The sequence below is a fragment of the Piezobacter thermophilus genome (genome assembly GCF_055386745.1).
On sequence record NZ_AP042380.1, the window covers coordinates 1,695,781 to 1,709,687 of the forward strand.

The 13,907-nt window shown below is 67.0% G+C and carries 15 protein-coding genes; 6 read left to right on the forward strand and 9 right to left on the reverse strand.

What is annotated here, in order from left to right:
• Positions 1-6: 6 nt before the first annotated feature.
• From ccmB to ACZ5CM_RS08265, 3 genes are all read right to left on the reverse strand, one after another.
• On the reverse strand, positions 7-663 hold the full coding sequence (ccmB, locus tag ACZ5CM_RS08255) for a heme exporter protein CcmB (RefSeq protein WP_464637537.1): 657 nt from the start codon (positions 661-663) through the stop codon (positions 7-9).
• Entirely contained in the window at positions 660-1,274 is a 615-nt protein-coding gene (gene ccmA, locus ACZ5CM_RS08260) for a heme ABC exporter ATP-binding protein CcmA (protein ID WP_464637539.1), read from the reverse strand. Before ccmA ends, ccmB begins: the two co-directional genes overlap by 4 nt.
• Positions 1,275-1,346: 72 nt before the next feature.
• Positions 1,347-1,814: an Lrp/AsnC family transcriptional regulator gene (locus ACZ5CM_RS08265; protein WP_464637542.1), complete on the reverse strand. Its 468-nt coding sequence runs from the start codon at positions 1,812-1,814 to the stop codon at positions 1,347-1,349.
• Between the two features lie 145 nt (positions 1,815-1,959).
• Here ACZ5CM_RS08265 and ACZ5CM_RS08270 point away from each other — a divergent pair, with 145 nt between their 5' ends.
• The 6 genes from ACZ5CM_RS08270 (at position 1,960) to infC (ending at position 6,896) form a co-directional block, all read left to right on the forward strand.
• Positions 1,960-2,286 (forward strand): DUF2849 domain-containing protein, encoded by a 327-nt coding sequence (locus tag ACZ5CM_RS08270; protein ID WP_464637545.1) that lies wholly within the window; start codon positions 1,960-1,962, stop codon positions 2,284-2,286.
• 79 nt (positions 2,287-2,365) lie between these two features.
• Positions 2,366-4,045: a nitrite/sulfite reductase gene (locus ACZ5CM_RS08275; RefSeq protein ID WP_464637547.1), complete on the forward strand. Its 1,680-nt coding sequence runs from the start codon at positions 2,366-2,368 to the stop codon at positions 4,043-4,045.
• A gap of 10 nt (positions 4,046-4,055) precedes the next feature.
• On the forward strand, positions 4,056-4,832 hold the full coding sequence (locus ACZ5CM_RS08280) for a phosphoadenylyl-sulfate reductase (RefSeq protein WP_464637549.1): 777 nt from the start codon (positions 4,056-4,058) through the stop codon (positions 4,830-4,832).
• Positions 4,829-5,236 carry a DUF934 domain-containing protein gene (locus ACZ5CM_RS08285; protein ID WP_464637551.1) on the forward strand — a complete coding sequence of 136 codons (408 nt, stop codon included), beginning with the start codon at positions 4,829-4,831 and terminating at the stop codon, positions 5,234-5,236. Before ACZ5CM_RS08280 ends, ACZ5CM_RS08285 begins: the two co-directional genes overlap by 4 nt.
• 70 nt (positions 5,237-5,306) lie before the next feature.
• Positions 5,307-6,125, forward strand: a complete 819-nt coding sequence (locus ACZ5CM_RS08290; protein WP_464637554.1) for a ferredoxin--NADP reductase — start codon at positions 5,307-5,309, stop codon at positions 6,123-6,125.
• Positions 6,126-6,434: 309 nt separating this feature from the next.
• A complete protein-coding gene (infC, locus tag ACZ5CM_RS08295; protein WP_464642540.1) occupies positions 6,435-6,896 on the forward strand; it encodes a translation initiation factor IF-3 in 462 nt (153 codons plus the stop codon).
• Positions 6,897-6,968: 72 nt separating this feature from the next.
• Here infC and ACZ5CM_RS08300 read toward each other — a convergent pair whose 3' ends face one another.
• The 6 genes from ACZ5CM_RS08300 to ACZ5CM_RS08325 form a co-directional block, all read right to left on the reverse strand.
• Positions 6,969-7,307, reverse strand: a complete 339-nt coding sequence (locus ACZ5CM_RS08300) for a phasin family protein (RefSeq protein WP_464637557.1) — start codon at positions 7,305-7,307, stop codon at positions 6,969-6,971.
• 163 nt (positions 7,308-7,470) lie between these two features.
• The gene (locus ACZ5CM_RS08305) at positions 7,471-8,256 is read right to left on the reverse strand and encodes an FAD binding domain-containing protein (RefSeq protein ID WP_464637560.1); all 786 of its coding nucleotides are present in this window, start codon (positions 8,254-8,256) and stop codon (positions 7,471-7,473) included.
• 98 nt (positions 8,257-8,354) lie between these two features.
• On the reverse strand, positions 8,355-10,718 hold the full coding sequence (locus tag ACZ5CM_RS08310) for a xanthine dehydrogenase family protein molybdopterin-binding subunit (RefSeq protein WP_464637562.1): 2,364 nt from the start codon (positions 10,716-10,718) through the stop codon (positions 8,355-8,357).
• Between the two features lie 97 nt (positions 10,719-10,815).
• On the reverse strand, positions 10,816-11,301 hold the full coding sequence (locus ACZ5CM_RS08315) for a (2Fe-2S)-binding protein (protein WP_464637565.1): 486 nt from the start codon (positions 11,299-11,301) through the stop codon (positions 10,816-10,818).
• A 265-nt stretch (positions 11,302-11,566) separates the two neighbouring features.
• The gene (locus tag ACZ5CM_RS08320) at positions 11,567-12,568 is read right to left on the reverse strand and encodes a molybdopterin-binding protein (RefSeq protein ID WP_464637567.1); all 1,002 of its coding nucleotides are present in this window, start codon (positions 12,566-12,568) and stop codon (positions 11,567-11,569) included.
• Between the two features lie 124 nt (positions 12,569-12,692).
• Entirely contained in the window at positions 12,693-13,664 is a 972-nt protein-coding gene (locus ACZ5CM_RS08325; RefSeq protein ID WP_464642542.1) for an XdhC family protein, read from the reverse strand.
• Positions 13,665-13,907 lie beyond the last annotated feature (243 nt).

Below are 13,907 nucleotides of genomic sequence, written 5' to 3' on the forward strand. Positions count from 1 at the left end.
CCCGTCTCACCGCAAGTTGATCCGCAGCACCGCCGCGCTGGCGAAAGGCAGCAGCGCGATCACCGCCGCGCTGATCCCCGACAGCATCAGCAGCGGCGTCGCCGTCTCCATCCCTGCGGCGCCGCGCCGGGCCACCTCGGCCCCGAAGATCAGCGTCGGCACGTAAAGCGGCAGCACCAGCAGGCTGAGCAGCAGCCCGCCGCGCTTGAGCCCCACGGTCAGCGCCGCCCCGAAGGTGCCGATGACGCTGAGCGCCGGGGTGCCGAGGATCAGCGAAACCATCAGCCAGGCATAGCCCGACGCCGGCAGGTTCAGCAGCACCCCCAGCACCGGCGCCGCCAGCACCAGCGGCAGCCCCGTGGTAATCCAGTGCGCCAGCGCCTTGATCGACACCACCCCCTCCAGCGGCAGCGGCGCCGTGGCCAACAGATCGAGCGAGCCGTCCTCCCAGTCCAGCGCCAGCAGCCGGTCCAGCGACAGCAGGCAGGCCAGCAGCGCCCCAAGCCACAGAACCCCCGGCGCGATGGTGGCCAGAAGGGCCGATTGCGGGCCGACGCTGAACGGCACCAGCGTGGTGACGATCAGGAAGAAGGCCAGGCCGAGGCCGAAGCCCCCCCCCGCCCGCAGCGAGAGTTTCAGGTCGCGCAGCAGCAGGGCGATCACAGGAAGCCTCCGTCGAAGTCGTCCAGCGGCGCCGGGCGGGCCCTGTAGGGGCCCACCTCCAGCAGCTCGGCCTCCAGGCCCAACTCGATATGGGTGGCGATCAGCGCGCTGCCCCCCTGGGCAAGATGCGCCCGCACCGCGGCTGCGAACATCTCGACCGCACTGCGGTCCAGCGACACGGTGGGCTCGTCCAGCACCCAGACCGGGCGCCCGGTGACCAGCAGCCGGGCAAGACCCAGCCGGCGTTTCTGCCCGGCACTGAGATTGCCGGCGTGGCGATCCGTCAGATCGTTCAGCTCGTAGGCGTCAAGCGCGGGCCCGATCGACCCGGCCCCGAACACCCGCGCCCAGAAGGTGAGATTCTCGGCCACGGTCAGGGTGGGCTTGATCCCGTCGGAATGGCCGGCATAGGCGATGGAATCGCCCGCGCCCTCGATCCGCCCCGAAACCGGGGGCTGCAGCCCGGCCACACAGCGCAGCAGGGTGGTCTTGCCGATCCCGTTCGGTCCGCGCAGCACCAGCGCCCGCCCCGGAGTCAGCGTGAAACTCAGCCCTTCCAGAACGGGCACGCCGCCGCGGGCGATGACAAGGTCGGTCACGGTCAGGGTCATGCAGGCGGCTTAGCGCAATGCGAGGGCGGGCAAAAGGCGCAAATTTCGCCGCCGCCGGAACCTGTGCGCACATCACGCATCCAGCGGCAGGTCGGTGGTGGACTTGATTTCCTCCATCGACAGCAGCGCCGTCACGTTGTGCACCCGCACCTCCGAGATCAGCGCCTGATAGAAGGCGTCATAGGCGCGCGCGTTCTTCACCCGCACCTTGAGGATATAGTCGATATCGCCCGCCAGCCGGTGCGCTTCCTGCACTTCCGGGCGATCCTTCAGCGCCTTGAGGAAGGCCGCCTGCCAGCCCGCGTCATGTTCCGAGGTACGGATCAGCACGAAGAAGCAGGCCTCGTACCCCAGCGCCTCGGCATCCAGGATCACCGTCTGCCTGCCGATCACCCCGGCCGCGCGCAGCTTGCGAATCCGGTTCCACACCGGCGTCTTGGAACTGCCCACCCGGCGGGCGATCTCGTCCAGCGACTGCCCCGCATCGCGTTGCAGCTCGGCAAGGATTTTCCGATCCATCGCGTCGATGCGGACCGTCATTCCGATATTTCCCCGACTATGGGACCGCCCGTTTCCACCATTGCCAGATACGAAACGAACGTCCTTATTTTTTCATACATATGGCCTGATATCAGAACAATTTCCTATATTCCAGTCAGAACATGACCCGATCAGGAGCCCGAACATGCAACGCCCCTTCACCCCAAAGGTCGTCACCGCCTCGGACCTGTTGATCGGTGACGTGATCTACCTGGCCGCCGACGATTCGTGGGTGCGCGAACTGTCCCGCGCCGAGGTGATCACCGACGAGGCCCACGCCCAGCTGCGGCTTCTGCACGCCGAAGCGCAGCAGGACCGCGTGGTCGGGCCCTACCTGGCCGAGGTCGCAATCGGAGAGAACGGCCCCGAGCCCGTGCATTTCCGCGAGCAATTCCGCCTTGCCGGCCCGTCGAACCTCCGCCACGGCCAAAGGGAACATGCCGGACCGCACATCGAACAGCCCCGGGCCTGACAACAGGCCGGAAACCGCTTCTCCCCGGCCGCACGCCTCTTCCCGAGACGGCCCGGGGCTGCCCTGAAGGACACTGCACATGTACAGCTATACCGAATTCGACCGCGCCTTCCTTGCCGAACGCAACGCCCGGTTCCGCGCCCAGGTGGAACGCCGGATCGACGGCTCGCTTTCGGAAGAGGAATTCCGCCCGCTGCGCCTGATGAACGGGCTCTATCTGCAACTGCACGCCTACATGCTGCGGGTGGCAATCCCCTACGGCACCCTCAATCCCGACCAGATGCGTGCGCTGGCCGATGTCGCCGACCGCTGGGACAGGGGCTACGGCCACTTCACCACCCGCCAGAACCTGCAATACAACTGGCCGCGCCTGCGCGACGTGCCCGACATGCTGGACGCGCTGGCCGAGGTCGGCCTGCATGCGATCCAGTCCAGCGGCAACACCATCCGCAACGTGACCACCGACCATTTCGCCGGCGCCGCCGCCGACGAGGTCGCCGACCCCAGACCCTGGGCCGAGCTCATCCGGCAATGGTCCACCGATCATCCCGAATTCCAGTTCCTCGGGCGCAAGTTCAAGATCGCCGTCACCGGCAGCGCCCACGACCGCGCCGTGACCCGCTTCAACGATATCGGCCTGCGGCTGGTGCGCCGCGACGGAGAGCTCGGCTTCGAAGTGACCGTCGGCGGCGGCCTGGGGCGCACGCCGATGATCGGCAAGGTGCTGCGCGACTTCCTGCCGCAGGAGGATCTGCTGCCCTGGCTCGAAGCGATCCTGACCACCTTCAACCTGAAGGGCCGCCGCGACAACAAGTTCAAGGCGCGGATCAAGATCATGGTGCACGAGCTGGGCCTCGAGGCGCTGCGCCAGCGGGTCGAACGCAACTTCGCCCTGATCCGCCCGGCATGGCGCGGCGCCGACCAGCAGCACCTGGCACGGATCGCGGCGGATTTCGCACCGCCCCGGTTCCGCTCGGCCCCGCTCGACGGGTTCCATCGCGCGCGCGACACCGACCCGGCCTTCCGCAGCTGGACCGACACCAACCTGACCCCCCACCGCCACCCGGAACACGCCATCGTCACCATCAGCCTCAAACCCCATGGCGGCACGCCGGGGGATGCGACATCCGGGCAGATGCGGGTGATGGCGGACCTCGCCGAACGCTACAGCCATGGAGAGCTGCGCATCAGCCACCAGCAGAACGTGATCCTGCCCCATGTCCACAGATCCGACCTGCCGGCCATCCACGCGGTGCTGAGGCGCCACGGGCTGGCCACCGCCAATGCCGGGCTGATCTCCGACATCATCGCCTGCCCCGGCATGGATTACTGCGCCCTCGCCACGGCCCGGTCCATCCCCGTCGCACAACAGATCGCCGCCCGCTTCCACGAGCTGGGGCTGGAGCACGAGATCGGCCCGCTCCAGATCAAGATATCGGGCTGCATCAACGCCTGCGGGCATCATCACGTGGGACATATCGGCATCCTCGGGCTCGAACGCGCCGGGGTGGAAACCTACCAGGTCACCCTTGGCGGCGACGGCGGCGAAGAGGCAACCATCGGCGAACGCACGGGCCCCGGCTTTTCGGCCGAAGAGATCGTGCCGGCAATCGAACGGCTGGTCATGGCCTGGCTCGAGCTGCGCCGGGACAGTAGCGAGACCTTCCTGCAGACATACCGCCGCCTCGGCGCCGCGCCGTTCAAGGCCGCGCTCCATGCCCGGCCCAAAGACGTTCGCCGCCCCGCCCATGCCGCCTGATCATCCTGCCATGACCCTTCCTCTTGCCGAAAATACTCCCGCCGGAGGCTCCGCCGGCGCCGCCCCCGCGGCGCTGGCGAAACAGGCCGCCGCGCTGAATGCGCGCTGGCGCCACCACAGCGCCACCGACGTGATGCACGCCGCCCTTGCCGAGGTCGGCAAGGTCGCCCTGGTCTCCAGCTTCGGCGCCGAATCGGTGGTCCTGCTGCACATGGCGGCAGTGATCGACCGCGCCACGCCGGTGCTTTTCATCGACACCGAGATGCTGTTCACCGAAACGCTGGTCTATCAGACCGAAGTCAGCGAACGACTGGGCCTGACCAATGTGCGCATCATCCGCGCAGAACCCGGCGACATCGCCCGCACGGACCCCGACGGCACCCTGCACCGGCACGACCCGGACGCCTGCTGCGCCCTGCGCAAGACCCGCCCGCTGCTGCGCGCGCTGGCCGGCTTCGACGGCTGGATCACCGGCCGCAAGCGGTTCCAGTCCGGCACCCGCGCCGCGCTCGACTTCTTCGAGGTCGAAGAGGGCACCGGACGGCTCAAGATCAACCCCCTCGCCCACTGGGCGCCCGAAGACGTGCAGACCTATATCGAAGAAAACCGCCTGCCCCGGCACCCGCTGGTTTCCCGCGGCTATCCCTCGATCGGATGCGCGCCCTGCACCGCGCCGGTGGCGCCCGGAGACGACCCCCGCGCGGGACGCTGGCGCGGAAGGGAAAAGACCGAATGCGGCATTCACATGGTGAACGGCAAGTTCACGCGAATCGGAGAAAACCAATGACCATTCTCGTCACCGACGAAGGTTTCCGCACCGACGACTGGTCCGGCGGCTTCACCCCCCTGGCCGAGGCGGAAAGTGACGCAACGTCACTCGACCTGCTCCCCGACACCGATCCGCTGACGCTTGCGGGCCGACTGGAAGGGTTGCGCATGATCCGCGTGGAGTTTCCGGTCTTCTCGGACGGGCGCGGCTTCTCGATCGCCCGCCAGCTTCGCCTGATGGGCTATCGCGGACGCCTGCGGGCCCGCGGCCACGTCCTGGCCGACCAGTACGCCATGGCCCGCCGCGCCGGATTCGATGAGGTCGAGATCGACCCGATCCTGGCCGCCCGCCAGCCCGAACATCAGTGGCGCGCCCGCGCCGACTGGCGGTCTTTCGACTACCAGGCGCGGCTGCGCGGCTGAATCTCCTTCACCTGACATAAATCAAAGTTTAATCAGAGGTGCCGGTTTATCGACCCGGCAATCGCGAACCATGAACGAGATGACCGCCGTGACCGACGCCCCCGCCGCGAAAGCGCCCACCCTGCCCGACGCCCAGACCGTGACCTTCGTCAAGCACTGGACCGACAGCCTGTTCTCGTTCCGGGTAACCCGGCCGCGCAGCCTGCGGTTCCGCTCGGGCGAATTCGTCATGATCGGCCTGCTGGGCGACAACGGCAAGCCGATCCTGCGCGCCTATTCCATCGCCTCGCCCGCCTGGGATGACGAGCTGGAATTCTACTCCATCAAGGTCCCCGACGGGCCGCTCACCTCACGGCTTCAGCACATCAAGCCCGGCGACCAGATCATCCTGCGTCCCAAGCCGGTGGGTACGCTGGTGCATGATGCGCTGCTGCCGGGCAAACGGATCTGGTTCTTTGCCACCGGGACCGGCTTTGCCCCCTTCGCATCGCTGCTGCGCGAACCCGAAACCTACGAGAAGTACGACGAGGTCGTCATCACCCACACCTGCCGCGAAGTGGCCGACCTGGCCTATGGCAAATCGATCATCGACAGCCTGCACGAAGACCCGCTGATCGGCGAGATGGTGGACGACAAGGTGAAATACTACCCCACCACCACCCGCGAGCAGAGCCCGAAGATGGGCCGCATTACCGACCTTCTCAGGGATGGCACGGTGTTTCGCGATCTCGGCATCGACGGCATCAACCCCGAAACCGACCGGGCCATGGTCTGCGGCAGCCTTGCCTTCAACATGGAGCTGAAGGAAATCCTCGAAGGATTCGGCCTGCGCGAAGGCGCCAATTCCGACCCTGCCGAATACGTGGTGGAAAAGGCCTTCGTCGGCTGAAACCGGGACCGGCGCGCAACCGGGCGGCCCGGCGGCGCGACCGGTTTGCCGTCGCGGCCGACCGCCTGCCGTGACAAAACCGCCACCCCCCCACCCGGTCATGCGAGCCGGGCGCATTTTTCGTCGCCACCGGGGTTTAAGCGGCTTGAAACGATGGAGCGGCCAAGATAGATTTCGGCTTCGAATTTCGCCATTTTCCGCAACGAACAAAGGAACGAAACCATAGCCCGCAGACCCCATCACGCGCCGCCGCAACGCGACACCGGCCCGCGCGTCAACGAGAAAATCCGCGCCCCCGAAATCCGTCTGATCGGCGCCGATGGCGAAAACCTCGGTGTCATGCCGCCTGCAAAGGCCCTTGTCCTGGCCGACGAGGCGGGGCTCGACCTTGTCGAGATTTCACCGAACGCCAATCCGCCGGTCTGCAAGATCATGGATTTCGGAAAGTTCAAGTACGAACAGCAGAAACGCGAATCCGAGGCGCGCAAGAAACAGAAGACCATCGAGGTGAAGGAGGTGAAATTCCGCCCCAACACCGACACGCACGACTACCAGGTCAAGATGCGCAACGTCTTCAAGTTTCTGGAAAACGGCGACAAGGTGAAGGTCACGCTGCGCTTTCGCGGACGCGAGATGGCGCACCAGAATCTCGGCCGTCAGCTTCTCGAGCGGGTGGCCGAAGACGTGAAGGAGATCGGCAGGGTCGAGAACATGCCGAAGATGGAGGGCCGGCAGATGATCATGATGATCGGCCCCAATCCCCAGAAATGACCACGCAGCAAACCGCGCGGCCCTCCTCACCGGGGCCGCGTCCGGCTTTCGGGCCGCCCCTGCGGCCCGGCGCTACTCTTCCTTGTCCAGACCGGGAATGAGCGAAGCACTCATTTCCGCCAGTTTCCCGGTTTCGGCCGTGTACTGGTCGATCGCCTTCTGGATGAACTCTCCCTGAAGCTTCTGCAGCTGCGCCGGATCCTTGCAGTGCAGGCAGGCATGCTGGAACTTCACGTCCTCCTTTATCCGGTCGGCCATGAACTGCAGCACTTCGCTGCTCATCTCTCCCATCTTCTCGGCCCACGCCGCGCCAAGCCATGCCAGCGACGACAGGCCAAGCCCCTGCATCCGACCAATCGCCTCGGCCATGGTCGGCTGCGCGTCCTTTTCCCTTTTCGTGGTTCGGGTCATCGCGAATCCCCCCTGATCGCTACGTGGGAAGTCTAGCCATTCATGACCGATAGCGCTTTGACGTCAGTCAATTCATGCTCGATCAGAGGTATTGTTTCCACCCCATAAACAAAAACGGGCCACGCAGTCCCGCGCGGCCCGCCATGATGTTGTTCAGCGCCCCTCAGCCCGCGGCCGCCACTGCCCGCCGGGTCATGACCCCGACCAGATGCGCGCGATAGGCCGCGCTGCCATGCAGGTCGGAAATCATCCCCTCTGCCGGAACGGAAAGCCCCTCCAGCGCCTCGGGCGCAAAATTCGATGACAGCGCATCTTCGGCCTCGGACCAGCGAAACACGCCGTCTTCCGAAGCACCCGTCACCGCGACGCGCACCCCGTCGGCATATCTGGCCACGAACACACCCACCAGCGCAAACCGCGAGGCCGGCTGCTCGAACTTCTGGTAATTCGCCGCCTCCGGTATCGGGAACTTCACTGCGGTGATGATCTCGCCGTCATTCAGGGCGGTGGTGAACATCCCCTGAAAGAAATCGTCGGCGGAAATCTCCCGCGTATTGGTCACCACCGTGGCACCGCTGGCGAGCACCGCCGCCGGGTAATCCGCCGACGGGTCGTTGTTGGCCACCGACCCGCCGATCGTGCCCCGGTTGCGCACCATCGGGTCGCCGATATTTCCCGCCAGCGCCGCGAGGGCCGGATAGGCCCCGGCCCCGGCGGCAACCGCCGCATGGGTGGTACCGCCCCCGACGGTCAGAACCCCGCCCTCGGCGCTCACACCCCTGATCTCGCCGATCCCGCTCAAGCTCACCAGCTTCGCCGGCGCGGCAAGCCGCTGCCTGAGCGTCGGGATCAGCGTCTGCCCGCCACCCAGAACCTGCGCTTCCTCCGAAGCCAGGGCAGCCACCGCCTCATCCAATGTCGTCGGTTTCACGAACTCGAAGTTGTACATCTCTCTTCCTCCCGCAAGATCCGCAAGATATCCCTGCTTCCTCTTGCCAAAAATACTCCGGGGGTCCGGGGGCTGGCCCCCGGTCCCGCGCTCTTCGTTCAGCCCTGCATCGCGGCCCAGACCCGCGACGGCGACACCGGCATGTCGATGTGGTCCACCTTGAAACCACCCGACTGCAATGCGTCGATCACCGCATTGGCCACCGCCGGGGGCGAGCCGATCGCACCTGCCTCGCCGCAGCCCTTCACGCCCAGGGGGTTGTGGGTGCACGGCGTCGCGCAGGAGTGATCCACCGTATAGAACGGCACGTCATCGGCCCGCGGCATGGCGTAGTCCATGAACGATGCGCTCAGCAGCTGGCCGTTCTCGTCATAGACGCAGTTTTCCAGCAGCGCCTGCCCGATCCCCTGGCCCAGACCGCCATGCACCTGGCCATCGACGATCATCGGGTTGATGATGTTGCCGAAATCGTCCGTGGCCGTGAACCGCTCGATCGAAACCTTCCCGGTCTCGGGGTCAACCTCCACCTCGCAGGCATAGGCCCCCGCCGGATAGGTGAAGTTGGCCGGATCGTAGAACGCGGTTTCCTCCAGCCCCGGCTCGATATCCTCCAGCGGGTAGTTGTGCGGCACGTAGGCGGCCAGGCACACGTCGCCCCAGGCCACCGACTTGTCGGTGCCGGCAACGCTGAACTGCCCGTCCTTCAGCTCGATATCGGCCTCGGACGCCTCCAGCAGATGCGCGGCGATCTTCTTCGCCTTGTTGATGATCTTCTCGGTCGCCCGCACCATGGCCGAGCCCCCCACCGCGATCGAACGCGACCCGTAGGTGCCCATGCCCATCGGCACCTTCGAGGTGTCGCCATGGACGATCTCGACCATGCTTTCGTCGATGCCGATCATCTCGGCGATCACCTGCGGGAAGGAGGTTTCATGCCCCTGCCCGTGGCTGTGCGAGCCGGTCATCACCACGATGCCCCCGGTGGCATTCACCCGCACCGTGGCGCTTTCATACAGCCCCGCCCGCGCGCCCAGCTGGCCCACGAGATTCGAGGGCGCGATCCCGCAGGCCTCGATATAGCAGTTCACGCCCAGACCCCGCAGCCTGCCGCGCGCCTCGCTTTCCTTGCGCCGGGCCTCGAAGCCGGCCAGATCGGCAAGCTCCACCAGCTTGTCCATGGTGGCATGGTAGTTGCCGGTGTCGTATTCCAGCGCCACCGGCGTGGCATAGGGGAACTCGGTGATGAAGTTCTGCCGCCTGAGCGCGATCGGATCGACGCCCAGCTCGCGCGCGGCCTTGTCGATCACCCGCTCCAGCTGGAAGGTCGCCTCGGGCCGCCCGGCACCGCGATAGGCATCCACCGGCACCGTGTTGGTGAACACCGCCTTGACGTTCACATAGATCAGCGGCGTGCGGTAGTTGCCCGCCATCAGCGTCCCGTGCAGCCATGTGGGCACGCTCGGCGCGAAGGTCGAAAGATACGCCCCCATGTTGGCATAGGTCTCGGTGCGGATGGCGGTGAAGTTGTTGTCCGCATCCAGCGCCAGTTCGATCTTCGTCACATGGTCGCGCCCCTGGGCGTCCGACATGAACGCCTCGGACCGGCTGGCCGTCCATTTCACCGGCCGGTTCAGAGCCTTGGCGGCAAAGGTGCAGAAGGCTTCCTCGGCATAGTGAAAGATCTTCGAGCCGAATCCCCCGCCCACATCCGGGGCCACCACGCGCAGCTTGTGCTCGGGGATGCCCAGCACGAAGGCCCCCATCAGCAGCCGGATCACATGCGGGTTCTGCGAGGTGGTGTAAAGCGTGCTCTCGTCCGAGGAGCGGTCGTAATCGCCGATCGCCACCCGCGTCTCCATCGGGTTGGCGACAAGACGGTTGTTGACCAGCTCCAGAGTGGTCACATGCGCGGCATTGCGGATCGCCTCGTCCACCGCCTCGCGGTTTTCCTCGACGAAGCCCCAGTCATAGCACAGGTTGGACTTCAGATCGTCATGCACCTTCGGCGCGTCCTCGGCCAGCGCCGCCTTCATGTCCACGACCGCCGGCAGCTCGTCGATATCCAGTACGATCGCCTCGGCCGCATCGCGCGCCTGTTCGGGCGTCTCGGCAATCACCCCGGCAATCATCTCGCCCACGTGACGCACCTTGCCTTCCGCCAGGATCGGGTGCTTGGGCTCCTGCATCGGCTCGCCGAACCGGTCGGTGACCTGCCAGCCGCAGGGCACGCCGCCCACGGCTTCGAAATCGGCCGCGGTGAAGATGCGGATCACGCCCGGCATCTTCTCGGCATCCGAGGTGTCGATCTTGTTGATCTTCCCGTGCGCCACGTCCGAGCGCAGGAAATGCACGTAAGCCTGCCCGGGCAGGTTGATGTCGTCGGTATATTTCCCGGCTCCGGTCAGGAACCGCACGTCCTCGCGCCGCTTCGGGCTGGCGCCAATGCCATGATCCTTGGGCATGTTCGAAATCCTCCTCTGTCTCTCCGGCAATGCCGGCCCCGGGCCCGAGCGCAACCTCACGGCGCGCGTGCCGGCCCGGCGGGCCGCCTCCGGGGTCTTATTCCGCGGCGATCGCGCTCACGTCCTGGCCGCTTGCGGCCATGATCGCCTTGACGATGTTGTGATATCCGGTGCAGCGACACAGGTTGCCGCTCAGGTGGCGGCGGATCTCCGCCTCGGTGGGTTTCGGATTCTCCTTCAGCAGCGCCGCCGCCGACATCACCATGCCCGGCGTGCAGAAGCCGCACTGAAGCCCGTGATGTTCCTGGAACGCCGCCTGGATCGCGCTCAGCGTCCCATCCGGGGCGGCCATACCCTCGATGGTGGTCACCTCGGCCCCCTCGGCCTCAAGCGCAAGCATATTGCACGACTTCACCGCCTCGCCGTTCACATGCACCGTGCAGGCGCCGCACTGGGCCGTGTCGCAGCCCACATGGGTGCCGGTCAGCCCGAGATGCTCGCGCAGAAAGGCGGACAGCAGCGTGCGCCCTTCCACATCGCCACTCACAGCCTTGCCGTTCACGGTCATCGTGACCTGTGTCATGAGATCCTCCCGTTTTCATGTCCTTGGCCGAGAGTTTAAGCACGCGGTATCGCGGTTGAGAACAGGAAACTTGCCGATTTCCGGGCAATGGCCGGGGCCACGGGCCGGGCAATCCGCGTAACCCCCTTGCTTTTCTGGCCCTGCGCGATTTCCGGTCCGACCAAAGTATGATGGCCCTGTCCCCGGATGAAGTTGCACCAAAGTCCTGATTTCGTTCAACTCTTGTACAACGGAGCGATGCAAGCGGGCGAATCCCGCCCCCCGCTCAGCGCGCCCGGGGCCTGCGCGGCTGCGGACGGGTGGGAATTTCCTTGAGCAACCCGCCCACGCCCATCGCGGCAATGTCATCGCCCGTCACCGCGATTCCACAGGCGATGCGGCTCAGCACCCAGTCCGCCCCGTTCAGCGCCGGCGAGCGAGCGCAGCCGGGCAGACCGATCACCGGCCGCCCCGACATCTCACCCAGGAACAGAAGATTGCCCGGATCCACCGGCATCCCGAAGCGCTCGATCCGCCCGCCCGCGGCGCGCACGGCCCGCGGCGCCACGTCATCGATGTCCGAAGTGGCCGAGCCGGTCAGGATCAGCACCAGATCCCCCGGCACCCGCGCCAGCGCCGCCGCCAGCGCCTCCTCCCGGTGCGGCACCTGCTCGAGTGCCGCCAGCCGCATGTCCAGCGCCGCCAGCCGCCCCTCGATGGCTCGGATGCCCTTGTCGTCGTCCGGCCCGCCGGGAACCCGCGTCACCACCAGCCCGGCCTCGCGCAGCACCGGCCGGGCCAGGCGAAGCGCCCCCCTTCCCGCCGCGCAGGCCCGCGCCACCGCGGCGCCGGGAACCGCCCAGGAAATGATCTTGATGGTCGCCACCATCCGCCCGGCTTCCATCTGCCGATACGGCGGCACCGTGGCCAGTGTGATCATCGGATGCACCCGGTTGAAGGCCTCCAGCGCCCCCACCTCCAGCACCGCCACCCCGGCCGACTCCGCCAGTACGTTCACCCGCCCGGTGAAGGGGGTCGTCAGACGCAGCCCCGCCGCGCCCGGATCGGGCACCAGCGCCGCCGCCAGCCGCGCCGCGGCTTCGTTCTCCACCACATCGCCCGGCTCCAGACGCGCCACGATCACCTCGTCCATCCCCGCCGCCGCCAGCGCCGCAAGGTGCCCGGCCTCCAGCACGATCCCCTTCTTCAGCCGCCCCCCCGCAATCGCCACCGAATGGGCCAGCACGGCGCCCTCCGCCTCGCCCAGCGGAACCGGCCCGAACCTCACCGCGCCCCTCCCGCCGGGAATGCGCGCACCCCGCACCCTTCCTCTTGCCGGAAATACTCCGGGGGAGTCGCGGCCTGCCGCGACGGGGGCAGAGCCCCCACCCGCCAGCGCCAGCCAGCCCCCCTCACGGCCCCGCCCCGCGCAGCACCGCCGTCATCTCGGCCAGGATCGCCACCGCGATTTCGGCCGGCCCCGCCGCCCCGATATCCAGCCCCACGGGCCCGTGAATCCGCCCCGTCTCGGCCTCCGAAAATCCGGCCGCCCGCAGCCGCTCGAGTCGCCTGGCATGAGTCCGCGTCGACCCCAGCGCACCGATATAGAACACCTCCGACCGCAAGGCCGCCTCCAGCGCCGGATCGTCGATCTTGGGATCATGCGTCAGCAGCACCAGCGCGGTGCGCCGGTCCAGACCCAGCCGCGCCAGAACCTCGTCCGGCCAGTCCCGCTCGATCCGCTCGCCGGGAAAGCGCGCGGCGTCGGCAAAGGTCTCGCGCGGGTCGATGATCACCGGATCATAGCCGGCAATCCGCGCCATCGGCACCAGGGCCTGAGCGATATGCACCGCCCCCACCACGATCAGCCGCAAGGGCGGGTTGTGCACGGCCACGAAAGTGGCACCATCCGCCTCCATGCCCGAACGGTCCATGCGCATCCGCTCGGGATAGGAATCATGCAGCAGCCGCCGCACGCCCGTCTCGAGATTCACCTCATAGGCCACGGGCCGCCGCGCCGCCCGCGCCTTCACCAGCTCTTCCAGCAGATCCTCGGGCAGAGCACTGCCCACGGGTTCGACGAGAACCTTGATCGTGCCCCCGCAGGCCAGCCCCACGGCAAAGGCGTCCTCGTCGCTGACCCCGAACTCCAGAAGACGGTGTTCGCCGGCCTCGATCGCCTCCTGCGCCTCGACGATCACCGCGCCCTCGACACAGCCCCCCGAAACCGAGCCCTCGATGCGCCCGTCGCCGCCGATCACCAGCTGCGACCCCACCCGCCGGGGCGCGCTGCCCCAGGTCTGCACCACCGTCGCCAGCGCCGCACCGAGGCCTTCGCGATACCAGGCCAGGGCGGTTTCGGGGCCGTTGTCGAATCGCTCCATCATCTGTCCTCTGCCAGCCTGTCGCGCATCATGAACCGGGCCGGACGCACTGTCTGCCCCCCATTGGTCGCACCGGAAAGGATGTCGGCGGCCCCGGGCGAAGGCAAGCCCCAAACCGCATTGAAACCTGTACCGGCACCGGCCCCGGCGCAGTCCGGGCGGCCCCGCCGAACCGGCGGTTTCCTGCCGATTTGCCAATGAATTCCGCGGTATCGGCGCAAATTCCCGCCCGGTGCTTGCCGC

Bases quoted from the DNA above. Each gene is read 5' to 3' on its own strand.
- ACZ5CM_RS08275 (WP_464637547.1), top strand. From the start codon at position 2,366: ATGTACAGCTATACCGAATTCGACCGCGCCTTCCTTGCCGAACGCAAC.
- ACZ5CM_RS08300 (WP_464637557.1), bottom strand. From the start codon at position 7,307: ATGACCCGAACCACGAAAAGGGAAAAGGACGCGCAGCCGACCATGGCC.
- ACZ5CM_RS08315 (WP_464637565.1), bottom strand. From the start codon at position 11,301: ATGACACAGGTCACGATGACCGTGAACGGCAAGGCTGTGAGTGGCGAT.
- ACZ5CM_RS08290 (WP_464637554.1), top strand. From the start codon at position 5,307: ATGAACGAGATGACCGCCGTGACCGACGCCCCCGCCGCGAAAGCGCCC.
- ACZ5CM_RS08265 (WP_464637542.1), bottom strand. From the start codon at position 1,814: ATGACGGTCCGCATCGACGCGATGGATCGGAAAATCCTTGCCGAGCTG.
- ACZ5CM_RS08310 (WP_464637562.1), bottom strand. From the start codon at position 10,718: ATGCCCAAGGATCATGGCATTGGCGCCAGCCCGAAGCGGCGCGAGGAC.
- ACZ5CM_RS08270 (WP_464637545.1), top strand. From the start codon at position 1,960: ATGCAACGCCCCTTCACCCCAAAGGTCGTCACCGCCTCGGACCTGTTG.
- ccmA (WP_464637539.1), bottom strand. From the start codon at position 1,274: ATGACCCTGACCGTGACCGACCTTGTCATCGCCCGCGGCGGCGTGCCC.
- ACZ5CM_RS08325 (WP_464642542.1), bottom strand. From the start codon at position 13,664: ATGGAGCGATTCGACAACGGCCCCGAAACCGCCCTGGCCTGGTATCGC.
- ACZ5CM_RS08305 (WP_464637560.1), bottom strand. From the start codon at position 8,256: ATGTACAACTTCGAGTTCGTGAAACCGACGACATTGGATGAGGCGGTG.
- ACZ5CM_RS08280 (WP_464637549.1), top strand. From the start codon at position 4,056: ATGACCCTTCCTCTTGCCGAAAATACTCCCGCCGGAGGCTCCGCCGGC.
- ACZ5CM_RS08285 (WP_464637551.1), top strand. From the start codon at position 4,829: ATGACCATTCTCGTCACCGACGAAGGTTTCCGCACCGACGACTGGTCC.